Source organism: Nitrosomonas eutropha, from assembly GCF_003201195.1.
Lineage (GTDB): Bacteria > Pseudomonadota > Gammaproteobacteria > Burkholderiales > Nitrosomonadaceae > Nitrosomonas > Nitrosomonas eutropha.
In genome coordinates this window covers 19,989-41,835 of sequence record NZ_QICQ01000008.1, presented here as the reverse complement: position 1 = coordinate 41,835, position 21,847 = coordinate 19,989, and the positions used below count along the sequence as shown (strand labels likewise).

The 21,847-nt window shown below is 48.3% G+C and carries 22 protein-coding genes; 13 read left to right on the top strand and 9 right to left on the bottom strand.

Annotation, left to right across the window (positions count from 1 at the left end):
* The first annotated feature begins 10 nt into the window (after positions 1-10).
* The 10 genes from mraY (at position 11) to ftsZ (ending at position 11,450) form a co-directional block, all read left to right on the top strand.
* A complete protein-coding gene (mraY, locus tag C8R14_RS04420) occupies positions 11-1,096 on the top strand; it encodes a phospho-N-acetylmuramoyl-pentapeptide-transferase (protein ID WP_011633377.1) in 1,086 nt (361 codons plus the stop codon).
* The gene (gene murD / locus C8R14_RS04415) at positions 1,093-2,505 is read left to right on the top strand and encodes a UDP-N-acetylmuramoyl-L-alanine--D-glutamate ligase (protein WP_011633376.1); all 1,413 of its coding nucleotides are present in this window, start codon (positions 1,093-1,095) and stop codon (positions 2,503-2,505) included. The genes mraY and murD overlap by 4 nt, the downstream gene beginning before the upstream one ends.
* Before the next feature lie 4 nt (positions 2,506-2,509).
* A complete protein-coding gene (gene ftsW, locus C8R14_RS04410; RefSeq protein ID WP_011633375.1) occupies positions 2,510-3,670 on the top strand; it encodes a putative lipid II flippase FtsW in 1,161 nt (386 codons plus the stop codon).
* Positions 3,671-3,692: 22 nt separating this feature from the next.
* A complete protein-coding gene (gene murG, locus C8R14_RS04405) occupies positions 3,693-4,805 on the top strand; it encodes an undecaprenyldiphospho-muramoylpentapeptide beta-N-acetylglucosaminyltransferase (RefSeq protein ID WP_011633374.1) in 1,113 nt (370 codons plus the stop codon).
* The gene (gene murC / locus C8R14_RS04400; protein ID WP_011633373.1) at positions 4,802-6,223 is read left to right on the top strand and encodes a UDP-N-acetylmuramate--L-alanine ligase; all 1,422 of its coding nucleotides are present in this window, start codon (positions 4,802-4,804) and stop codon (positions 6,221-6,223) included. The genes murG and murC overlap by 4 nt, the downstream gene beginning before the upstream one ends.
* A 9-nt stretch (positions 6,224-6,232) precedes the next feature.
* Positions 6,233-7,231 carry a UDP-N-acetylmuramate dehydrogenase gene (murB, locus tag C8R14_RS04395; RefSeq protein ID WP_011633372.1) on the top strand — a complete coding sequence of 333 codons (999 nt, stop codon included), beginning with the start codon at positions 6,233-6,235 and terminating at the stop codon, positions 7,229-7,231.
* The gene (locus C8R14_RS04390) at positions 7,228-8,148 is read left to right on the top strand and encodes a D-alanine--D-alanine ligase (RefSeq protein WP_011633371.1); all 921 of its coding nucleotides are present in this window, start codon (positions 7,228-7,230) and stop codon (positions 8,146-8,148) included. The genes murB and C8R14_RS04390 overlap by 4 nt, the downstream gene beginning before the upstream one ends.
* Positions 8,149-8,203: 55 nt before the next feature.
* Positions 8,204-8,932: a cell division protein FtsQ/DivIB gene (locus C8R14_RS04385; RefSeq protein ID WP_011633370.1), complete on the top strand. Its 729-nt coding sequence runs from the start codon at positions 8,204-8,206 to the stop codon at positions 8,930-8,932.
* 61 nt (positions 8,933-8,993) lie between these two features.
* On the top strand, positions 8,994-10,232 hold the full coding sequence (gene ftsA, locus C8R14_RS04380) for a cell division protein FtsA (RefSeq protein WP_011633369.1): 1,239 nt from the start codon (positions 8,994-8,996) through the stop codon (positions 10,230-10,232).
* A gap of 69 nt (positions 10,233-10,301) precedes the next feature.
* A complete protein-coding gene (gene ftsZ, locus C8R14_RS04375; RefSeq protein WP_011633368.1) occupies positions 10,302-11,450 on the top strand; it encodes a cell division protein FtsZ in 1,149 nt (382 codons plus the stop codon).
* A 132-nt stretch (positions 11,451-11,582) separates the two neighbouring features.
* Here the strand turns inward: ftsZ and C8R14_RS04370 are convergent, their stop codons facing one another.
* Positions 11,583-11,834, bottom strand: a complete 252-nt coding sequence (locus C8R14_RS04370) for a hypothetical protein (protein ID WP_011633367.1) — start codon at positions 11,832-11,834, stop codon at positions 11,583-11,585.
* Positions 11,835-12,064: 230 nt separating this feature from the next.
* Here C8R14_RS04370 and pstC point away from each other — a divergent pair, with 230 nt between their 5' ends.
* From pstC to pstB, 3 genes are all read left to right on the top strand, one after another.
* Positions 12,065-13,000, top strand: coding sequence for a phosphate ABC transporter permease subunit PstC (gene pstC, locus C8R14_RS04365; RefSeq protein WP_011633366.1), 936 nt, complete (start codon positions 12,065-12,067; stop codon positions 12,998-13,000).
* A gap of 78 nt (positions 13,001-13,078) precedes the next feature.
* Positions 13,079-14,005 carry a phosphate ABC transporter permease PstA gene (gene pstA / locus C8R14_RS04360; protein WP_011633365.1) on the top strand — a complete coding sequence of 309 codons (927 nt, stop codon included), beginning with the start codon at positions 13,079-13,081 and terminating at the stop codon, positions 14,003-14,005.
* A 9-nt stretch (positions 14,006-14,014) separates the two neighbouring features.
* Positions 14,015-14,812 carry a phosphate ABC transporter ATP-binding protein PstB gene (gene pstB / locus C8R14_RS04355; RefSeq protein WP_011633364.1) on the top strand — a complete coding sequence of 266 codons (798 nt, stop codon included), beginning with the start codon at positions 14,015-14,017 and terminating at the stop codon, positions 14,810-14,812.
* Positions 14,813-14,930: 118 nt separating this feature from the next.
* On the opposite strand, the gene hemB is transcribed toward pstB, so the two are convergent.
* The 8 genes from hemB to dapC all read right to left on the bottom strand — a co-directional run bounded on the left by hemB (position 14,931) and on the right by dapC (position 21,797).
* A complete protein-coding gene (gene hemB, locus C8R14_RS04350; RefSeq protein ID WP_011633363.1) occupies positions 14,931-15,938 on the bottom strand; it encodes a porphobilinogen synthase in 1,008 nt (335 codons plus the stop codon).
* Between the two features lie 143 nt (positions 15,939-16,081).
* Positions 16,082-16,753: a ribosome biogenesis GTP-binding protein YihA/YsxC gene (gene yihA, locus C8R14_RS04345; RefSeq protein WP_011633362.1), complete on the bottom strand. Its 672-nt coding sequence runs from the start codon at positions 16,751-16,753 to the stop codon at positions 16,082-16,084.
* Between the two features lie 18 nt (positions 16,754-16,771).
* A complete protein-coding gene (locus C8R14_RS04340; RefSeq protein WP_011633361.1) occupies positions 16,772-17,545 on the bottom strand; it encodes a type III pantothenate kinase in 774 nt (257 codons plus the stop codon).
* Positions 17,546-17,572: 27 nt separating this feature from the next.
* Complete coding sequence (locus C8R14_RS04335) at positions 17,573-18,562, bottom strand: biotin--[acetyl-CoA-carboxylase] ligase (protein WP_011633360.1); 990 nt, start codon at positions 18,560-18,562, stop codon at positions 17,573-17,575.
* Between the two features lie 186 nt (positions 18,563-18,748).
* On the bottom strand, positions 18,749-19,096 hold the full coding sequence (smbP, locus tag C8R14_RS04330; protein WP_011633359.1) for a small metal-binding protein SmbP: 348 nt from the start codon (positions 19,094-19,096) through the stop codon (positions 18,749-18,751).
* Between the two features lie 86 nt (positions 19,097-19,182).
* Entirely contained in the window at positions 19,183-19,554 is a 372-nt protein-coding gene (smbP, locus tag C8R14_RS04325) for a small metal-binding protein SmbP (protein WP_011633358.1), read from the bottom strand.
* A 188-nt stretch (positions 19,555-19,742) separates the two neighbouring features.
* Entirely contained in the window at positions 19,743-20,564 is an 822-nt protein-coding gene (dapD, locus tag C8R14_RS04320; protein ID WP_011633357.1) for a 2,3,4,5-tetrahydropyridine-2,6-dicarboxylate N-succinyltransferase, read from the bottom strand.
* A 27-nt stretch (positions 20,565-20,591) separates the two neighbouring features.
* Complete coding sequence (dapC, locus tag C8R14_RS04315; RefSeq protein ID WP_011633356.1) at positions 20,592-21,797, bottom strand: succinyldiaminopimelate transaminase; 1,206 nt, start codon at positions 21,795-21,797, stop codon at positions 20,592-20,594.
* Positions 21,798-21,847 lie beyond the last annotated feature (50 nt).

Here is a 21,847-nt window from a genome sequence, read left to right as displayed (position 1 = left end):
GAACCGTAAAATGTTATTGGCGCTTTTTCAATGGATTGCGGAAGATATCCGAGCTTTCAATGTATTCAGTTACATCACGCTACGTACCATGCTGGCAGCGCTGACTGCATTGAGCATCTCCTTTTTGATCGGTCCGGCCATGATACGCAGCCTGACTACGCGTAAAGTTGGCCAGTCCGTGCGTAGTGATGGTCCCCAATCTCACCTGACAAAGGCGGGCACTCCGACCATGGGTGGCGCACTAATTCTGATGGCAGTTATCATTACGACACTGCTGTGGGCAGATTTGAGTAATCGTTATATCTGGCTCGTACTACTGACAACCTTGGGTTTTGGTGCAATTGGCTGGGTGGATGATTATCGCAAGGTCGTACAGCATAATTCCAAAGGACTTCCGGCTTCAGCCAAGTTTTTTTGGCAATCAATCATTGCGTTGCTGGTCGCAGTATATCTTGCCATGACGGCTGAACTTCCTCAGCACACTGATATGATCGTACCGTTTTTCAAGGAAGTCGCCATCCCATTGGGATCATTTCTGTTCATCATTTTGACCTATCTGGTTATCGTTGGCAGCAGTAATGCAGTCAACCTGACGGACGGATTGGATGGCCTGGCTATTATGCCCACGGTCATGATCAGTGGCGCGCTGGCCATCTTTGCCTATGTTGCCGGCCACGCCATATTTGCCAAATATCTTGGTATTCCACATATTCCCAGCGCAGGTGAACTGGCTGTTTTCTGTGGTGCGCTGGCTGGCGCCGGTCTGGCATTTTTATGGTTTAACGCCAATCCGGCGGAAGTGTTTATGGGCGATGTTGGTGCCCTGGCGCTAGGAGCAGCATTGGGAGTGATAACGGTCATTGTTCGCCAGGAAATAGTACTGGTCATCATGGGAGGGGTATTCGTCATGGAGGCATTATCGGTCATGATCCAGGTCGCCTCCTTCAAGTTATTCGGCCGGCGTGTTTTCCGCATGGCACCGTTGCATCATCATTACGAGCTCAAGGGATGGAAGGAAAACCAGGTTGTAGTGAGATTCTGGATTATTACCATCATTCTGGTGCTGATCGGCTTATCAACACTGAAACTACGATGAATTACGCCGACAAAAAAATATTGGTTCTGGGTATGGGTAAAACCGGCATCTCCATGGTCAAGTGGCTTTCCCGTGCCGGAGCTCGGGTGTCCGTAGCCGATACACGTACCACCCCGCCGAATCTTGAGCTGCTGAGTCAGATAGTGCCGCTTGAAACGATTTTCTGTGGTCCATTCAAGGCAGAGCTGTTCAAGGACATTGATGCAATTGCTATCAGCCCCGGCGTGGCAATTGCCGAGCCACTGGTGCAGGCTGCATTGCAACAGGGCGTATCAGTAATAGGAGATATCGAGCTGTTCGCCATTGCACTTGATCAGCACGCGCCACCGGGTACGAAAATTCTGGCAATTACCGGATCTAATGGGAAAACCACTGTTGCCACCATGGTAGGTGAAATGGCAAGGAATACCGGATGGGATGTTGAAGTAGCGGGTAACATCGGCCTGGCGGCGCTGGATGCGCTGATGCAGCGAATAGATACAGGAAAATGGCCGCATTTATGGGTACTTGAGCTGTCAAGTTTTCAGCTAGAAACCACCAGCAGTTTACGTCCCAATGCTGCCGTCGTATTAAACCTCAGCGAAGATCATCTGGACCGCTACCGCATTATCGAGGAATACGCAGCCGCAAAAGCAAGGATATTTCCCGATCCACATAACAGTTGTGTGCAGGTACTCAACCGGGAAGATGCCCGGGTATACGCCATGGCTCACGAAAACAGCAAACAATTAACTTTTGGTTTGTCCGCACCGGCATTCGACGATGAATTCGGTGTGTTACCCAGTGGATCAGATTTGTGGTTGGCACAGGGCACCACTCGCTTGATGAAAGTCAGCGAACTTGCTGTCGCGGGATTGCATAACGCGGCCAACGCACTGGCGGCACTGGCATTATGTCGGGCCATTGATCTACCTTTTGAACCGTTGTTGCATGCTTTGCACATCTTCAAGGGATTGCCGCATCGCATGCAGAAGATTGCCGAGTTCAATGGCGTGACTTTTTATGATGATTCCAAAAGCACCAACGTGGGCTCCGCCGTTGCCGCACTGAATGGTTTCCGAAAAAACGTGATTCTGATTGCAGGCGGAGATGGCAAAGGGCAGGATTTCTCACCTCTGGAACAGCCTGTCAGCAAACATACACGCGGTGTTGTACTGCTGGGAAGAGATGCCGAGAAAATTTCACAGGCAATTCAGGGCTGCAATGTACCGGTACATCGCGTGGCAACTATGGATGAGGCTGTCCGGGTAAGTTTTTTGCTGGCAGAGCGTGGCGATAGCGTTCTACTCTCCCCGGCCTGTGCCAGTCTTGATATGTTCAACAACTACATCCATCGCGCTGAGGTTTTTACGACCGCTGTCCAGGGAATCGAACACAAATTTATACTCACGGCACAGACATGTCACTAACCGTATGATAAGTCCATCCACTACACATAATCAGCCAATCCAGCCCGAACTAGATCTGCATCTGCTTTCAGCTGTTCTGCTGTTGCTGGGCCTAGGACTGGTCATGGTGTATTCCGCCTCGATTGCGATCGCCGAATCAAAATATGGTGAGGGCGGTACTTATTATTTTCTTGTCCGGCAAGCTCTTTCTATCCTATTGGGAATATTTGCCGGGATGGTCGCTTTCCAGGTCTCGTTACGCCAGTGGCAAACTTATTCTCACTATCTGCTTGCAATAGGTATTGTACTGCTGACCGTAGTGCTGATCCCGGGTATCGGCCTTGAAATCAATGGCAGCCGTCGCTGGCTGCCTCTGGTGATATTTAATTTCCAGCCTTCCGAGCTGATGAAGTTACTCATTTTGATTTTTACAGCAGATTACGTTGTACGCAAAACCGCTTACAAGGATCACTTTTTCAAAGGTTTTCTGCCCATCCTTACATTACTGGCTATTGTTTCCCTACTTTTGCTGATGGAACCGGATCTGGGGGCTGCAGTGATCATAGCTGCCATCGTGCTATCCATCATGTTTATCAACGGAATGAGCCTGAAAATGTTTCTGGGGCTGTTATGCCTGATACCAATCCCGCTAATTCTGCTGATTATATTTGAGCCTTATCGTATGGATCGGATCAACGCTATTTTTGATCCCTGGAATGATCCATTCAATAAAGGCTACCAGCTCACCCATGCACTAATCGCGTTCGGGCTTGGTGAATGGTGGGGAGTGGGGCTTGGAGGCAGTGTAGAAAAATTAAATTATCTGCCCGAGGCCCACACTGATTTCATGTTTGCCGTACTGGCCGAAGAACTTGGTTTTGCAGGCGTGGCCACTGTTATAGCGCTGTTTTTCTTTCTGTTAATCCGCACATTCAGAATCGGCCGTGCGGCAGCCACCCAGGGAGATCAATTCGGGGCACTGGTCGCGCAAGGTATCGGGGTCTGGCTGGGTTTTCAGGCTTTCATCAACATGGGCGTAAACATGGGCCTGCTTCCTACCAAAGGCTTGACATTGCCATTCATGAGCTATGGCGGCAGCAGTATCGTTATCAACAGTATTGCAATTGCCATATTGCTGCGGATTGATTGGGAAAATCGGCAAAAACGCAGAGGGCTAAATGTATGAATAAACACCTGCAATCCGGTCCATGGCATACACCACATGTGGAGTTCACAGCTTGTCCCGCACAATCATGATCATGGCAGGGGGAACCGGTGGACATGTATTTCCGGGGCTTGCGGTAGCTCGTGCCATGCAGGCTGAGGGCTGGCGAGTTATCTGGCTGGGTACTCGTAATGGCATGGAGGCCACATTGGTACCACAACATGGTTTTACTATTGAGCTGATCAATTTTTCCGGGCTGCGCGGCAAAAAACCGGTCAGCTATTTGTTGCTCCCCTGGAGATTGGCAAAAGCCTGCTGGCAAAGTTTCTGCATATTGCGTCGCCAACGCCCGCAGATTGTACTCGGGATGGGAGGTTACCCGGCGCTTCCTGGAGGGATAATGGCTGTTTTGTCTGGCAAGCCGTTGCTGATTCATGAGCAAAACAGAATCGCGGGACTAACCAATAAAATACTGGCAAAAATTGCCAGCCGTATCCTGCTGGCATTTCCCGGTACCATCACGGACCAGGCAGGCAAGATTCAGGTTACCGGCAATCCGGTACGAACAGAGATCGCGCAGCTCCCGTCACCGGAAGTGCGTTATGCAAAACGGGCAGGCAAGCTGAACATCCTGGTGGTGGGCGGCAGCCTTGGTGCACAGGCATTAAATACCGTGCTGCCACAGGCTTTGAGCATGATTCCTGGAAATCAGCGGCCATTTGTTACCCACCAGTCCGGAAAAGTTCATCTGGCTGCGTTGCAGCAAGCTTACGCTGAGCATGGTGTCACAGGTAATCTGGTCGCATTCATTGAGGATATGGCTGTGTATTACCAGAATTGTGATCTGGTAGTTTGTCGCGCTGGCGCGCTAACGATTGCTGAACTGGCTGCGGCAGGAGTAGCCAGTATTCTGGTGCCTTACCCCTACGCAGTGGATGATCATCAGACGGCTAATGCGCGATTTTTGAGTGAACACCATGCTGCTGTTTTATGGCCTCAATCCGAACTGACCGCAAACTCACTTGCACAATGGCTGATGACTTGTACACGCACACAACTGCAAACAATGGCAATCAATGCACGCATGCTGGCCATGCCTGAAGCTGCACAAAGCGTAGTCACAGTTTGTCAACAACTTATTGAGACAGGCCCATGAAACATAAAATCAAGCATATTCATTTTGTAGGGATTGGTGGTTCGGGAATGGGCGGGATTGCTGAGGTGCTGATCAATCAAGGCTTCCAGATCAGCGGCTCGGATCTGAATGGCAATTCGACCACCAAACGTCTGCAATGCCTGGGTGCTGTCATTCATCATACCCACGCGGCTGAAAACATCCAATCTGCAGATGCCGTCGTCATTTCAACAGCTATCCAGCCTGATAACCCGGAAGTTATTGCAGCACGTGAACGCCGTATACCCGTGGTACCTCGGGCCATGATGCTAGCTGAGTTGTTACGTCTGCACCAGGGTATTGCAATCGCAGGCACTCACGGTAAAACCACTACCACAAGCCTGGTTGCCAGTATTCTGGCGGAAGCAGGCCAAGATCCAACGTTTGTAATAGGCGGCAGACTTAAAACAGTCGATAGCCACGCCAGGCTGGGCAAAGGAGAATTCATTGTAGTTGAGGCGGATGAATCCGATGCTTCGTTCCTCTATCTGCAACCAGTGTTGACCGTGGTGACCAATATCGATGCAGATCACATGAGCACGTACGAACATGATTTCAACCGGCTCAAACAGACTTTTGTCGAATTCATCGAACACCTGCCTTTTTATGGCATGGCAGTACTTTGTGCAGATGATCCGCATGTAAGCGCCATCATACCAATGGTTTCCAAGCAAGTAACCACGTATGGGATTACATCTGAAAATGCACAAATACGTGCCACCGATATTCGCCACGATCAATGCAAGATGCATTTCTGTGCCCATATTGGTGTCAATGGCTCGGCACGAACACTAGACATCACATTAAATCTGCCAGGCAAACACAATGTACTCAATGCGCTGGCAGCCATTGCGGTTGGCAATGAACTGAATATACCGGATGAAGCAATGGTAAAAGCGCTGGCTACCTTCGGCGGAGTCGATAGACGATTTCAGCAGTATGGTGAAATCCGTTTGCCGGATCGAAGATCTTTTACCCTCATTGATGATTATGGCCATCATCCGGCTGAAATCGCTGCCACGATGGCAGCTGCCCGCAATGCTTTTCCCGGTCGTCGCCTGGTTTTGGTGTTTCAACCACATCGCTACAGTCGTACACGGGATTTATTCGAGGATTTTGTCCGGGTGTTATCCAGTGCGGATGCACTGCTGCTGACAGAAATATATTCAGCCGGGGAAGAACCAATCATTGCTGCCGACAGCAAATCTCTGGTCCGGGCGATCCGGGTGCAGGGAAAGATTGAGCCTATTTATATTGAGCACATCAACGAGCTGAAATCCGCCGTTCATACCGTTGTACAGGAGGGTGACGTAGTTCTCATTATGGGGGCCGGATCCATTGGAAAAATCGCACCTGGCCTGGCAGAGCCAACGATGAAGCTGACACTGATAACAGGTTGATTGAAAAACATGCAGACAAAAGCCCGACTGCCAGTCGATATAAATGCTCCGAGCTTGCAGTCTCCTGCACTCGGTATCGACACACATCTGCTACGCGGCGAATTACGTCAACATGAACCCATGAAGCAGCATGTTTCCTGGCGCGCCGGTGGACACGCTGCCTATTTTTACCAACCGGCAGATCTGGAAGATCTGGCTGTATTTTTACACTTCTGGCCGAAAGATGAACCCGTCATGATGATTGGCCTTGGTAGTAATTTTCTGGTTCGGGATGGTGGACTACCGGGAGTAATGATTGCATTGCATGCAAAACTTAATGACCTGCTGCTGGTTGAACAAGAGGAGGATGGTGGCCTGATTTATGCCGGAGCGGGGGTACCCTGCGCCAAGCTGGCCAGGTTTGCTTCATTACATAACCTGGCCGGTGCGGAATTTCTGGCCGGCATTCCCGGTACGGTCGGCGGCGCACTGGCGATGAACGCAGGGTGTTACGGCTCTGAAACATGGGAACGGGTAGAGCGGGTCAAAACCATTGATCGCGACGGTACATTGCATGAGCGAACACCTGAGGATTACCGTATCGGCTACCGTCAGGTCGAATTGCATGAAGTCGTGCCGCCCGATACATCTTGCAGCTGGTTTGTCGGCGGCTGGTTCAGACTTCGCCCTGGTCAGCAGGAATCTTCCCGTCAGGCGGTCAAAGCATTGCTTGGTACACGTATCAAAACGCAACCCTTGGGATTTCCCAGCGCAGGATCGGTTTTTCGCAATCCGCCAGGAGATTATGCCGCCCGGTTAGTTGAGCAATGTGGTCTGAAGGGATTTCGGATCGGTGATGCCATGATTTCTACGTTACATGCCAATTTTATTATTAACTGCGGACACGCTACTGCTACTGAAATCGAGACAGTGATTAATACTGTGCAAGATATCGTTTACAAGAAAACCGAGATCAGGCTGGTCACGGAAGTACGCATTATCGGACAGCACAAAGGAAACGAGCTATGAACATTCGTGACCTTGGGAAAGTAGCTGTATTGCTGGGTGGACGTTCCGCTGAACGTGAAATCTCACTTAAAAGCGGCCATGCCGTACTGGCAGCATTACAGCGAAGCCAGGTTGATGCGCATGCATTTGATCCGGTCGGCCAACCTCTGGAAGATCTTTTAAAACAGGGCTTTGATCGGGCATTTATTGCGCTGCATGGTCGTTATGGTGAAGATGGCTCTGTTCAGGGGGCACTGGAGCTGATGGATCTGCCTTATACCGGCAGCGGCATACTCGCCAGCGCACTAGCAATGGATAAATGGCGCACAAAAATGATCTGGCAGGCGGCAGGCATCAGCACACCTGACTACGTCATGCTAGATGCTGACAGCAATTTCCAGGAAGTGACTGACAGGCTGGGATTACCGCTCATCATAAAACCTGCCCGGGAAGGCTCAACCATCGGATTGAACAAAGTGGATTACGCGCAAGATATGCAATCCGCCTATCAGACTGCCGCACAACACGATTCGCTTGTAATAGCAGAGCAGTTTATTCAGGGAATCGAGCTGACAGCAGCCATTCTGGATGATGTGCCTCTTCCGCTGGTACGAATCGATGTGACAGAAGGTCTATATGATTATCAGGCTAAATATTTTTCTGAAAGCACACGCTACACTTGCCCAAGCGGTTTGTCGAAAATATTGACAACCCGCATACAGGAACAGGCTTTATATGCTCATCGGATACTGGGATGTACCGGCTGGAGCAGAGTGGATCTGATTCTGGATAAAAATGGCCAGCCTTTTTTCCTTGAGGCCAATACTTCGCCAGGAATGACTAATCACAGTCTTGTACCGATGGCGGCACAGGCTGCAGGTATTTCCTTTGATGAACTTGTTATACAAATTCTGGAGTTGAGTTGTGAGTATGCTTAAAGATAGAAATCCAGATCAAGGTGATCAGGGCAAATTGATACTGTAACCAGGACATATGTGGAACGATCATCAATCCTTAAATCTTCTAGCAAACATACTGCTGACAGGCGTTCTTCTGGCCATGATCTATGCAGTAGGAATCAGGGTGCTGGCATTGCCGTTTTTTTCATTACGGGAGGTTCGGGTAGAGGCTGTGGACAAGAGCCAGACAAACAATATACGTCTGGCACATATCACCCGGGATCAGATTGAACAGGTCATACACAACTCGGTGAATGGTAATTTTATAATGATCGACCTGAAGATTTTACAAAAAGCTTTCATGGAGCTGCCATGGGTACGTTCAGTTAAAATTTCGCGCGATTGGCCACCTGCATTGGACATATTACTCGAAGAGCATAAACCGCTTGCATCTTGGGGAGAGGCAGCACTGGTCAATACGAATGGAGAAATATTTCACGCGATTATGGATAATGCACGTCTTCCGGTATTCACAGGCCCTGATAAAAGCAATCATTTGATTACACGCCAGTATCATATTTTCAACAAGCTACTGCAGCCGACCGGGTACACGGTCACGGAGATCGCTCTGACACCACGGCATGCATGGCACGTACGACTGAACACTGGAACCTGGCTTAAATTGGGAAGGAAACAGATGGAACAACGTTTGAAACGTTATGTGGCAGTTCATACGCAATATAACGAAAATCTGGATTGGTACGGCAACTCCACTTATGTAGATTTGCGTTATGCCAACGGGTTTGCTGTTCGCATACACTGAGTTTGTGTATTCAATTCAAGGCAAACAGAGCACCATAACTATGAAATCGGGGGATTTTCAAATGAGTAAAGTCAAGGAAGGCAAGAACATGATTGTCGGTCTTGATATCGGCACATCGAAAATCGTGGCTATTGTCGCCGAAATCAAGCCTGAGGGTGGCTTCGAGATTATTGGTCTGGGTAGCCATCCCTCGCGAGGTCTGAAAAAAGGCGTGGTGGTCAATATTGAAGCAACCGTCAACGCCATTCAGCGTGCGCTTGAGGAAGTTGAACTGATGGCGGGTTGCCGGATTAGTGATGTGTATGCCGGGATCGCCGGCAACCATATCAAGAGTTTTAATTCACATGGCATGGTGGCAATCAAAGACAAAGAAGTCACCCAGGCGGATGTGGAAAAAGTAATGGAAACTGCCAAGGCGGTCAATATTCCGGCTGATCAGCAAATACTGCACATTCTGCAACAGGAATTTATTATCGACGGCCAGGAAGATGTGCGCGAACCAGTCGGAATGAGTGGTATCCGGCTGGAAGTTAAGGTTCACATCGTAACCGGAGCAGTATCCGCCGCCCAGAATATTGCCAAATGCATCAATCGTTGCGGACTGGATGTGCGGGACCTTATCCTGCAGCCACTGGCTTCGGCTACAGCTGTACTTTCCGAAGATGAAAAAGATCTGGGGGTATGCCTGGTTGATATCGGCGGCGGGACTACTGACATTGCTGTTTTTACAGATGGCTCCATACGACATACCGCAGTAATTCCAGTGGCTGGCGATCAGATCACCAATGACATTGCCATGGCATTGCGCACACCGACAAAAGATGCAGAGGATATCAAATGCCGTTATGGCACCGCTTTGCGTACGCTGGCTGATATCCGGGAGATGGTTGAAGTGCCGGATGTGGGCAATCGTGGCGTTCGCCCGCTGTCGCGACAAACCCTGGCCGAGGTTATCGAGCCGCGCGTAGAAGAGCTCTATCTGCTGATTCAGGCAGAATTGAGACGTAGTGGTTTCGAACAGCTGCTTTCATCAGGGATTGTCATCACTGGTGGCAGCAGTTCCATGCTGGGCATGGTTGAACTGGGAGAAGAGATTTTTCATATGCCCGTGCGACTTGGGTTACCCGCTTATAACGGCAGCCTGGAAGAAGTTGTGCAGACACCGAGATACTCGACTGCCATCGGCCTGGTGATGGCAGGCATGGAAGATCATCTTCATCATCACCAGGCAAAACTGAAGAGCGGCTCCACCAGACAGATTTTGGCAAAAATGAAAAGCTGGTTCCAGGAAAATTTCTAAATTAGATTTAAAAAATGTTCTGTCAACGGAATATTGTTTGAAAATTCACTATGCAATAGGAGAAATGTAATGTTTGAGATCACGAATACCGAATCCCAGGAAGCTATCATCAAAGTCATAGGTATTGGCGGATGTGGCGGCAATGCCGTAGATCACATGATTTGTAACGAGGTTAAAGGTGTCGAATTTATTTGCATGAATACTGATGCACAGGCACTCCAGGCAAATCGTGCACAAACCCTGTTACAGCTTGGCAACAATGTCACTCGGGGACTGGGTGCGGGGGCCAACCCGGAGATTGGTAAAGAAGCAGCGCTGGAAGATCGTGATCGCATCGCTGAAATTGTCCAGGGCGCCGACATGCTGTTCATTACCGCAGGAATGGGGGGCGGCACCGGTACAGGCGCTGCCCCGGTCGTAGCCCAGATTGCCAAGGAAATGGGCATTCTGACCGTTGCGGTCGTCAGTAAACCTTTCTCGTTTGAGGGCAAACGCCTGAAAGCAGCACAGGCTGGAATGGAAGCACTGGCAGAGCATGTCGATTCATTGATTGTTATTCCGAATGACAAGCTGATGAAAGTGCTGGGAAATGATATCAGCATGCTGGATGCCTTCAAGGCAGCAAATGATGTGCTGTATGGTGCTGTAGCAGGAATCGCGGAAGTTATTAATTGCCCGGGACTGGTTAATGTGGACTTTGCAGACGTTAAAACCGTCATGTCCGAAATGGGTATGGCCATGATGGGTTCTGCAGCTGCCGGTGGTGTTGATCGTGCACGCATGGCCGCAGAAGAGGCCGTTGCCAGTCCACTGCTTGAAGAAATCACCCTAACGGGAGCACGTGGAGTGTTGGTCAACATAACCGCCAGTTCAGCCATGAAAATGCGTGAAGTACAGGAAGTCATGGATACTGTCAAGAAAATGACGGCTGAAGATGCAACTGTAATTGTTGGTACGGTTATTGACGAAAATATGGGTGACAGTCTGCGTGTCACACTCGTTGCAACAGGACTTGGCAATATTTCCCAACAATCCCAGAGACCCATGACCATCATCCATACCCGTACCGGTACTGATGACAGAGTATCCTCTCATCAGGTAGATGAGCCCGCTGTAATGAGAACCGGAAGAAGAAGCAACGCTGCTGTAACTGCCATGCAGCAAGCAGGAATGGATCCGATGGATATTCCTGCCTTTCTCAGAAAACAGGCCGACTGAAGATCCTCTGATAGAGATATTTCAATTATAAGCAATCTGTATTTTTATATTTTATAACGCTTGCCGGGCTGCCTCTTCGGAGACGACCCGGTAGCATTTTCGATACTGTCAGCAATCAGGCTGATCGATAAATCAGCTCTTTCGGGGAAAGCGACGTTCGTGGATTTCTTTCAGTTTATCCAGCTCCAGAATAACTTCAAATGAAAAACCGCCTCGATCGCGCCCTTTTTCTGTAACCAGCAATTTCTCCAGATAAAGAGAAAATTCTGCGTAACCCCACAATAGTCTGCTCTGATCCACAACCCTTGGATAATCCCTGTCAAGAATTGACTCCTGGTTACCCAGAAAAGCGGCAAATTCTTTTATGGTGCTTTTCAGCGTCATAAAACTTACTCCTTTCAAATTTCCAACAAGGTAGCTATTTGCTGTATCGGCTTGAGCTTATTACGGGTTTAGCTGCTTACAACTGAATATGATGTCATACACCAGCGAAGTAACTCGCAGTACCGGCTGGTATATCAACTGCTATTTTGTTCTTCATTTTTATATTTTCATCAAATTGTAATAATTGGTTTCTAGAATAAATTTTTTCAACATAACCAGCTTACTATTTCATGGTCAGAGTACCTGCCCCAGCTGTCAGTCATCGACCTAAAAGTCTACATCACAATCACAAACGCCATCTGAAAGAGCGAATAATAGAGCTGCTGCTGTTTCTGGCAGCTTTTTTTTCTGTTTTTATTACGTTCGCGATTATTTACCTGCTGATCTCAGAATCACTGGTATTTTTCGAGCATGTTTCCCTCTGGGATTTTTTGACCGATACACAATGGACACCGCTGTTTGACGATGCTCATTACGGAATTCTCCCTCTCGTTTCCGGAACAGCCGTCAGTTCGCTGGTCGCGCTTGCCATTGCCCTTCCTTTCGGCACGATCATTGCTATTTATCTCTCAGAATTTGCCCCCTTTCTCGTGAGGGAGATCGCCAAGCCATTCCTTGAGCTGCTCGGCGGTATTCCAACAGTTGTTTACGGATATTTTGCGTTACTGTTCGTTACTCCCATGCTGCAAACCATCTTTCCGAATCTGCCGGGTTTCAGTCTTTTATCTGCAGGGCTGGTGATGGGAATTATGATCATCCCCTACGTCAGCTCAATGACGGAAGATGCCATGCGTTCTGTACCCATGCATCTGCGAGAGGGTTCCTATGCTATCGGTGCTACACGCTTCCAAACAGCTGTCAAGGTGGTGATGCCCGCTTCACTATCCGGCATTGCCGCCGCCTATATCCTTGGTATTTCCCGCGCAGTTGGTGAAACTATGGTGGTTGCAATCGCAGCAGGTATGCAGCCGAATCTAGTATGGAATCCCATGGAGCCCGCTGCGACCATCACCACTTACATCGTGCAGGTCAGCTTGGGTGATCTGCCGCATGGTAGCGTAGGATATCAAACCATTTTTGCTGCGGGATTGACGCTGCTCTTGTTAACGCTGGTTTTCAATATCCTGGGACATCTGCTGCGTAAACGATTCCGAGAAGTTTATTGATGTGCCATGATTCATTTACAGTCGCTACCGAATACTGACAGGATAGTGCATGCAGAATGATTTAATTCACTGACCCCCATGAATAACACAGACAATATTAATGAAATTCGCACCATTATTGCTCGCCACAAACGCTGGGATCTGCTCGCGCTAGTAGCAGGTATCATCGCATTGATGATCGCTGTTCTGACATTTATTGCGTTGTTTGGCAACATGGTGATCGACGGAATGCCTCGCCTGACTTGGGAATTTTTTACTTCTTTTCCATCTCGCAAACCAGAAATTGCCGGAATTCTTTCTGCATGGGTTGGTACGACACTGGTCATGCTGGTAACGGCAGCAGCGGCTGTTCCCCTCGGCGTAGCAGCTGGCGTCTATCTTGAGGAGTACGCGCCAAAAAATTTCATTACTGAAATTATCGAAATTAATGTTACCAATCTGGCAGGGGTGCCTTCCATCATTTACGGCTTGCTGGCACTGGGGTTATTCGTTTATCAGCTTGGACTTGGGCAGAGTATCCTTGCAGCCGGATTAACGCTCGCGCTGTTGATCCTGCCAATTGTCATCGTGGCAACACGTGAAGCGATTCGATCCATCCCGGTTACCATTCGTGAAGGGGCTTATGCGCTGGGTGCAACTAAGTGGCAAACGGTTGCAGATCATGTAGTGCCTTATTCTGCCGCTGGCATTCTGACTGGTATCATTATCGGACTGGCGCGGGCGATCGGAGAAACAGCGCCAATCATTACTATCGGCGCACTGACATTTATCGCTTTTCTGCCCCCATCCCCTGTTCAGGATCAATTTCCGTTTTTGTCCTTTGAATGGCTGATGGAGCCGTTTACAGTCATGCCCATCCAGATGTTCAACTGGATCTCAAGGCCCCAGGAAGCTTTCCAGCATAATGCTGCCGCAGCCGGCTTGGTGTTAGTCCTCATGACATTATTGATGAACGGGTTGGCTATCTATCTACGCTACCATCTGCGTAAAAAAATCAAATGGTAAATCAAAGTTATGCAAATATTTAAACTCGCCAATGCTGCTTCTCCAACCACTCAAAAGGCAGCGGTTAATAAACTGAACTTCTATTACGGAGGTTATCAGGCACTTAAAAATATTAATATGGTGGTCCATGAAAAACAGGTAACCGCCTTGATCGGACCATCAGGCTGTGGCAAATCAACTTTTCTGCGGTGCTTTAACCGCATGCATGATCTTTATCCGCACAACCATTACGAAGGTGAGATTCTCCTGTATCCGGACAATGAAAATATTCTCTCGCCAGAGGTTGATCCAATCGAAGTCAGAATGCGGATCAGTATGGTATTTCAAAAACCCAACCCCTTCCCCAAATCAATTTTTGAAAATGTGGCCTATGGTCTCAGGATAAGAGGCGTCAAGCGTCGCTCAATTCTGGAAGAAAGAGTAGAAAATGCGCTACGTAATGCCGCCTTATGGGGAGAAGTCAAAGATCGGCTGGGAGATCTCGCATTTAACCTTTCAGGAGGTCAGCAACAACGATTGTGCATCGCCCGTGCACTGGCAACCGATCCAGAAATTCTGTTATTCGATGAACCCACTTCTGCACTGGATCCAATCGCAACTGCCAGCATCGAAGAATTGATTTCAGATATCAAAAATAAAGTGACGATTCTGATTGTGACCCACAACATGCAGCAGGCAGCCAGAGTTTCAGACTATACTGCCTACATGTATATGGGGGAATTAATTGAGTTTGGTGCTACTGACAATATTTTCATCAAGCCAAAAAACAAACAGACGGAAGATTACATAACCGGTCGGTTCGGTTAGGAAAATTCCTGTTTTTTATGTTCGTGACATTTCTTTGAAGTTTTATCGGCTTTCTGGAACAATTCACAAAGGCTGAATCAGCTGATACGGATGCTACCGCAACCTCGACAATCCGGCTTCAAGTATTCTCCTGTAACCAGCTGGCAACTACCGGAGCAAAATAAGTCAAGATCGCATCGGCACCTGCACGTTTGCACGCCAGCAATGCCTCGGTAACACAGGCTCTTTCATCCAGCCATCCGTTCATCCCCGCTGCTTTCAGCATGGCATATTCACCACTCACCTGATAAACAAAAGTGGGTACACCCAGTTTGTCCTTCACTCTGCGTACGATATCGAGATAAGGCATACCGGGTTTGACCATGATCATATCCGCGCCTTCCTGGATATCCAACTCTGCTTCCCATAATGCTTCATCCGAATTGGCCGGATCCATCTGGTAGGTATATTTATTACCCGTCCCCAGCATAGCAGCTGAACCAACTGCATCCCGGAAGGGGCCGTAAAAACTGGAGGCATATTTGGCCGAGTAAGCCAGTATCCGCGTATGAATGAGACGGTCACGATCCAGTATCGACCGGATCGCAGCGATCCGGCCATCCATCATGTCAGAAGGGGCTACGACATCCGCCCCGGCTTCGGCGTGCATTAACGCCTGCCGCTCCAGCACACTGACAGTTTCATCATTTAACACATAACCATTTGCATCAATCAGACCATCCTGACCATGACTAGTATACGGATCAAGTGCCACATCGGTAATTACACCCAATTCCGGAAAACGTTTTTTCAACTCCTTTACGGTGCGGGGCACCAGGCCCTCAGGATTATAAGCCTCATCAGCGGTCAAGCTTTTCAGGGAAGCATCAATAACCGGAAAAATTGCCAGTGCAGGGATTCCCAAACGCAGACATTTCTCCGCCTGAAACAAAAGCAGATCAACACTCTGTCGGACAATACCGGGCATTGATGCTACTTGCTCTTCACGCTTACTGCCATCTAGTACAAATACCGGGTAGATCAGATCATCCACCTGCAAGTGATTTTCCCGAACCAGGCGACGGGAAAAATCATCTCGGCGGTTACGGCGCATTCTTTTTTGTGGAAACTGGCTGAAAAATGTCATGTTTATATCTGGAAATAAAAAAATTAATGCATCACGGAACTAACTCCAATTAGTTCTCTCTTATGAATAGGTGGTTGTTAATAACTGCCTCTCGCCTTCCCTCCCTGAGGCGAGGCCTTACAAGCAAGGCGATTCTCCCCGGCTTAATCCCCTTTAGCCGGGGTTTTTTTTTGATTGCTGATTTCACTGTCATTCAGCTGCTGTACCCTAGCCCCTCCTTCATCAAACCAGTCTTGCAACAACCGGGAAGCCTCTTCTGCTCCCTCGGAGGTTAAACTGGAGAAAATTTGTACTGTGCAGCCAGAGTAACTAGTAGACAAGAACTGCCTGATCTCATCTAATACCGCGAGCGCCTTACTTCGGCTTAGCTTGTCAGCTTTGGTCAGCAGAACATGCACCAATTTCCCCGTTTGCGCAAACCATTCCAGCATCTGCAAATCCAGCTTGGTTAGCGGATGGCGTATATCCATGATCAATATCATACCGTACAACGCTTGACGCGTTTGCAGGTAGGTGCTCAGTAAATGTACCCAGTGCTGACGAATGGCTAGAGGCACTTGCGCATAACCGTATCCCGGAAGATCGACCATGAAACGCTCCTCTCCAAGCTGGAAAAAATTAATATGTTGCGTCCGGCCAGGTGTTTTGCTGGTAAAAGCAAACCGCCCTCTTCCCACCAATGTATTAATCGCGCTTGATTTTCCTGCATTTGAACGCCCGGCAAAAGCAATTTCAACACCAGTTGCTTGCGGCAAATCCTTGATGTGGTTGACTGTCGTGTAGAATTCAGCATGCCTGAAAAGCGGGTGTACCATAGTGCGTTGTCCTGATGTTTATTTTTTGTTGTAATCGAAGTTACCCGATTTCGCAATAATAGCCAGCCCCTCCAGCACCAAGCTATCGACAATCCGGTGAGGAATGTGAATATGCTGAGCCAGCAACGCAGCACCGCCACCCGTCATGATAACTTCCGTCAAGGTTTGTTTTTCCGAATAGCTGGAAAGCAGGCGATACATTCGCTCCAGCGCACCACTTAATGCCTGAATCATGCCGCTGTACAACGCGTTTTCAGTATTAACTGGAAAATTCTGGAAACAGCTGGAAACAGGTGCTGCTAATGTTCCGGCACAACCTGCTAGTGCTTGTTTCATCGCATCCGGCCCGGGTACGATAATGCCCCCTAGAAATTCACCCGTGGAGGACAGTGTATCGACTGTCATGGCAGTACCCACATCCACGACCAGGCACGCTCGCTGTACCCTATACCAAGCGGCAATCAATGCTGCCCAGCGGTCACAGCCCAACTGCTCTGGTTTGGTATAGCGACTGGTTACACCACATTGACTGGCACTTGCCGTAATCCAGTGCGGCTGGACATACCATGGTTTTAACAACGCTGTTAAATCGTCTGCAGCTTGTAATCCGGCCACATTGGAAATCAGCACCGATGCAGGTGGTGCTGGCAGCAGCGCCCAGGCTTGTTTCAGCACCATGCGTTCACTTTGCAGTGCACTGCCACGCACCAGCCACTGATCACCCGTGTGCAACCCCCATTTGATAGCAGTATTACCGGAATCAATCGCCAGCAGAAAAGAGGATACGTTCATTCAATTAGGGAATCTCTGATATCCGTATCAGATCAGCCCGCGCAGAGAAACCTCTCCACTTCTCAATTGCACGATACCTGTCGGGGTATTGATCTGTAAGGCACCATCGGGCACAATACCGATTGCGATTCCATTTTTGACAGCACCATCCGGAAAACTAATCTGCACAGCTTTATCCTGATAAGCATGATGACGCTCCCATTCCTCCACAAAAGGCTCGAAACCATGCTGTTCAAATGTATCAAGCATCTTGGCCAGTTCTTTCAACAAAATAGCCAACAACCGATTTCTGTCCGGCATTTGTCCTGCAACACTGGCAACATCGGTTACCTTTTGATCAATCTGAGATTTTGTAACGTTAGAAAGTCTAAGATTCAGCCCGATACCAATAATCACGGTACCTGGACTCAACATATCCCCATGCAGCTCAATCAGCACTCCTGCTAACTTGTTGTAGCCAGATAACACATCATTCGGCCATTTCAGTGCGATGTTACGAATTCCAAATAATGTCAGTGCACGAACAATTGCCACACCCACTGCCAAACTCAACCCGGAAAGAGTATTTACTGCACATTGCGATGGCCATAAAACAGAGAAAACCAGGCTGTCTCCCAGTCCCGATACCCATGTACGTCCGCGTCGCCCGCGCCCTTGCGTCTGTAACTCCGTAACCAGAACTTGCTTTAATCTGCCAGCAGAAGCGCCCTGATCAATCACGCGCTGCAGCAGCAGTGAATTAGTAGATTCAACAGCCTCTACGATTTCTATTTGTATGGAATCCGCATATTCAGCAAGATAGTGGCGTATTTGTTTACTGTCCAGCCATTGCGTTGGATTCAACCAGCGATACCCTCGACCACGAATCCTGTGTATTACCAACCCGTAGCAATCCAGATCATTCAACGCATTGGATATGCTGGCGCGGGAAACATTCAGTGCCTGGCCCAGTGCTGTGCCGGAATGATAGTTTCCATCACTCAGCATTCTCAGGATAGTAAATGCAAACGGATTCATATTAAATTTCCTGCCAATATCTCGCGAGCACTTCTGATTTATTCACTTCGAGCAATCTTATTGTTGTGGTTTTCCCGATCAGATATACCATAATGAAAAAAGCGGAGTAATCCGCTTTTTTCATTACTTGACATGCCTCTGGCAAAATTTATCAGCGGCACACCCCTCCTTGTAAATAAATCTAACTTAACGTTCTGAAGCACGCAAATGTTCGATAGCCTTTCGCACGCTCTTGGTAGCAACATCAACATGGCCTTCCTCTGCATGTTTGATCGCATCTTCTAGATATTTAATTCCATGAAGAACATGTGCATTGGCCTCACCACTCTCACCAGCAGCCTTGGCGTGGGCCAAACTTTCTTTTGCATGCTCAAGCAATTCATCGGTATGACCTTCTTTACCATATACCACGGCCTCATCCGCATGCATCAACGCTTCATCCAAATGAACGGTATGCGAATCTGCATATACCTGTATGCTCAAGAACAATGCAGCAGCAAAGACTGTGATCATACTTATCGGAGTTCTTTTCATAACAGCTTCTCCTCTTATGTAAACTGATTACTCCCTCTAAAATACATCAGAGGAAGCAATCAGTTTTTCAATTTTCTGATACGATTTTAATGTCCAGAATGTTCATGTTCAGAAAGTTCGGAAGCACGCAGGTGATCGACCGCTTCCTGAGCATGTTTGGTGGCAACATCAACATGCCCCTCTTCAGCGTGCTTGATAGCGTCTTCCATATGTTTAATACCGTGGTCGGTATGTGTATTGCCTTCACCGGCCGCTCTGGCAGCTTTGGCATGCATCAGGCTTTCCTTTGCATGCTCAAGCAATTCGTTAACATGACCTTCTTTACCATGTACTACAGCCTCTTCCGCATGCTTCAACGCTTCATCCAAATGAGCAGTATGCGAATCTGCATACACCTGCATGTTCAAGAACAATGCGGCAGCAAAGATTGTGATCATACTTATCAGAGTTCTTTTCATAATAGCTTCTCCTCTTGTATTGGTTGGTCAAGATGTATGAATCTTTTGTAACAATAATACGACGAATAAGCAGGGAATAAAGCCAACTGATGTTACAGACAAACCCCGCCACATTTTGTGCAGAACTCACACGATTATTTTTATACCACAGATCATTATTAACAGATAGCATTCACCGATCTGAATAATCAGATACCGCGCAATAATTCATTAATCCCGGTTTTGGAGCGAGTCTTTGCATCGACCTGTTTCACAATCACCGCACAATACAGACTGTAGCGGCCATTATCAGCCGGTAGGCTCCCGGAAACCACCACTGATCCTGAAGGAATCCGGCCATAGGTAACCTCTCCGGTTTCACGATTGTAAATCCTGGTGCTTTGGCCAATGTATACACCCATTGAGATGACTGAATTTTCACCAACAATGACACCTTCAACAATTTCAGAACGTGCGCCAATAAAGCAGTTATCCTCAATAATGGTGGGGCTGGCCTGCACTGGCTCCAGTACACCACCAATACCAACGCCACCGGACAGATGAACATTTTTGCCAACTTGCGCACAGGAACCTACAGTTGCCCAGGTATCCACCATGGTGCCTTCGTCAACATACGCGCCAATATTCACATAGGACGGCATCAGCACCACGTTATTCGCGATGAAAGCTCCTTTACGAACAGCAGCTGGTGGAACCACACGAAATCCGCCATCACGAAAATCACGTGAGCTGTAATCAGCAAATTTGGATGGAATCTTGTCAAAATAATTAGAGAATCCACCCTTGATAAAATAATTATCTTCCATGCGGAAAGACAACAAAACAGCCTTTTTAACCCACTGACGGGTTACCCATTCGTCGTTAATTTTCTCGGCAACTCGCAACTTGCCGGTATCCAGCATATTGATAACCTGGGCGACCGATTCCTTGAGATTGGCCTCAACATTACGAGGGGTAATTTCAGCACGCCTTTCAAAAGCATCTTCGATGACAGCTTGTAATTGCTCCATGTGACTCCTAACTAAAAAATAATCAGATCAGAACTTTCTAGCGATATCCTTGATTCGCTCCATTGCCTCCATGCACTCTGCCACCGGCGCAACCAGCGCAATCCGTACAAAATGCTCACCAGGGTTAAGGCCGTGTGCCTCTCGTGCCAGATAACTGCCAGGCAGTACAGTAACACTTCCTTCCCGATATAAACGCCCGGAAAATTCGATACCACTGACAGGCACCTTTAACCATAAATAAAACCCGGCATCCGGCATGCTAACAGGCAAGGTATCGCTCAGTATACGCATGGCACCGGCAAATTTTTCACGATACAGTCGCCGGTTTTCAACCACGTGCTGCTCATCACCCCATGCAACAGTGCTGGCTGCCTGCACAGCCGGATTCATGGCACTGCCATGATACGTCCGGTAAAGCAAAAACTTTTTGAGAATGGCAGCATCCCCTGCCACAAAACCAGAACGCATGCCCGGCACATTGGAGCGCTTGGAAAGACTGCTGAACACAACCAGCCGGGGAAAACCATTGCGGCCTAACTTCTCTGCCGCCTCCAACGCCCCCAGAGGAGGGTGATCCTCATTGAAATAGATTTCTGAATAGCATTCATCCGCTGCAATTACAAATCCATAACGATCAGACAAATTAAACAGAAGTTGCCATTCATCTAGTGTTAGCACCTTACCAGTCGGATTATTGGGTGAACAGATATAAGTCAGCTGAGTACGTTTCCACACCGAATCAGGCAACTGAGCGGCATCCACTGAAAAACCATTTTCTGGAAGCTGATTCAAAAAATAGGGTTCGGCACCAGCCAGCAATGCAGCACCTTCGTAGATTTGATAAAAAGGATTTTGGCAAACCACTACAGGTTGCATAACCTCGCGCGCATCGGCATCAATAACCGCCTGGGCAAATGAAAATAATGCTTCCCGACTGCCATTGACCGGGATAACTTCGGTATCTGGATTGATAGCAGCCAAGCGATAGCGCTGTGTTAGCCAGCTCGCAATGCTGATCCGCAGCTGGCTGGTTCCAAGTACTGTGGGATAATGTGCCAGCCCTTCAAGATTATTCACTAACTCTTGTCTGATAAACTCGGGCGTATCGTGTCTTGGTTCTCCAATATGCAAACCAATGGGGGTCAGAGAGGCATCACTCAGCACGAGATTCTCAAATAGTCTGGTAAGTTTTTGAAACGGGTATAACTGAAGGCTTTCCAGTAAAGGGTTCATACTTTTCAGGATTATCCACAAATGTGGTGCTTGTGGAGCAGGTTAGGGAG

Bases quoted from the DNA above. Each gene is read 5' to 3' on its own strand.
- ftsW (WP_011633375.1), top strand. From the start codon at position 2,510: ATGATAAGTCCATCCACTACACATAATCAGCCAATCCAGCCCGAACTA.
- dapD (WP_011633357.1), bottom strand. From the start codon at position 20,564: ATGGAGCAATTACAAGCTGTCATCGAAGATGCTTTTGAAAGGCGTGCT.
- mraY (WP_011633377.1), top strand. From the start codon at position 11: ATGTTATTGGCGCTTTTTCAATGGATTGCGGAAGATATCCGAGCTTTC.
- pstB (WP_011633364.1), top strand. From the start codon at position 14,015: ATGCAAATATTTAAACTCGCCAATGCTGCTTCTCCAACCACTCAAAAG.
- murD (WP_011633376.1), top strand. From the start codon at position 1,093: ATGAATTACGCCGACAAAAAAATATTGGTTCTGGGTATGGGTAAAACC.
- C8R14_RS04370 (WP_011633367.1), bottom strand. From the start codon at position 11,834: ATGACGCTGAAAAGCACCATAAAAGAATTTGCCGCTTTTCTGGGTAAC.
- ftsZ (WP_011633368.1), top strand. From the start codon at position 10,302: ATGTTTGAGATCACGAATACCGAATCCCAGGAAGCTATCATCAAAGTC.
- smbP (WP_011633358.1), bottom strand. From the start codon at position 19,554: ATGAAAAGAACTCTGATAAGTATGATCACAATCTTTGCTGCCGCATTG.
- murG (WP_011633374.1), top strand. From the start codon at position 3,693: ATGGCATACACCACATGTGGAGTTCACAGCTTGTCCCGCACAATCATG.
- yihA (WP_011633362.1), bottom strand. From the start codon at position 16,753: ATGGTACACCCGCTTTTCAGGCATGCTGAATTCTACACGACAGTCAAC.
- murB (WP_011633372.1), top strand. From the start codon at position 6,233: ATGCAGACAAAAGCCCGACTGCCAGTCGATATAAATGCTCCGAGCTTG.
- murC (WP_011633373.1), top strand. From the start codon at position 4,802: ATGAAACATAAAATCAAGCATATTCATTTTGTAGGGATTGGTGGTTCG.
- C8R14_RS04390 (WP_011633371.1), top strand. From the start codon at position 7,228: ATGAACATTCGTGACCTTGGGAAAGTAGCTGTATTGCTGGGTGGACGT.
- C8R14_RS04385 (WP_011633370.1), top strand. From the start codon at position 8,204: ATGTGGAACGATCATCAATCCTTAAATCTTCTAGCAAACATACTGCTG.
- pstA (WP_011633365.1), top strand. From the start codon at position 13,079: ATGAATAACACAGACAATATTAATGAAATTCGCACCATTATTGCTCGC.
- dapC (WP_011633356.1), bottom strand. From the start codon at position 21,797: ATGAACCCTTTACTGGAAAGCCTTCAGTTATACCCGTTTCAAAAACTT.
- C8R14_RS04335 (WP_011633360.1), bottom strand. From the start codon at position 18,562: ATGAATCCGTTTGCATTTACTATCCTGAGAATGCTGAGTGATGGAAAC.
- pstC (WP_011633366.1), top strand. From the start codon at position 12,065: ATGGTCAGAGTACCTGCCCCAGCTGTCAGTCATCGACCTAAAAGTCTA.
- smbP (WP_011633359.1), bottom strand. From the start codon at position 19,096: ATGAAAAGAACTCCGATAAGTATGATCACAGTCTTTGCTGCTGCATTG.
- hemB (WP_011633363.1), bottom strand. From the start codon at position 15,938: ATGACATTTTTCAGCCAGTTTCCACAAAAAAGAATGCGCCGTAACCGC.
- C8R14_RS04340 (WP_011633361.1), bottom strand. From the start codon at position 17,545: ATGAACGTATCCTCTTTTCTGCTGGCGATTGATTCCGGTAATACTGCT.
- ftsA (WP_011633369.1), top strand. From the start codon at position 8,994: ATGAGTAAAGTCAAGGAAGGCAAGAACATGATTGTCGGTCTTGATATC.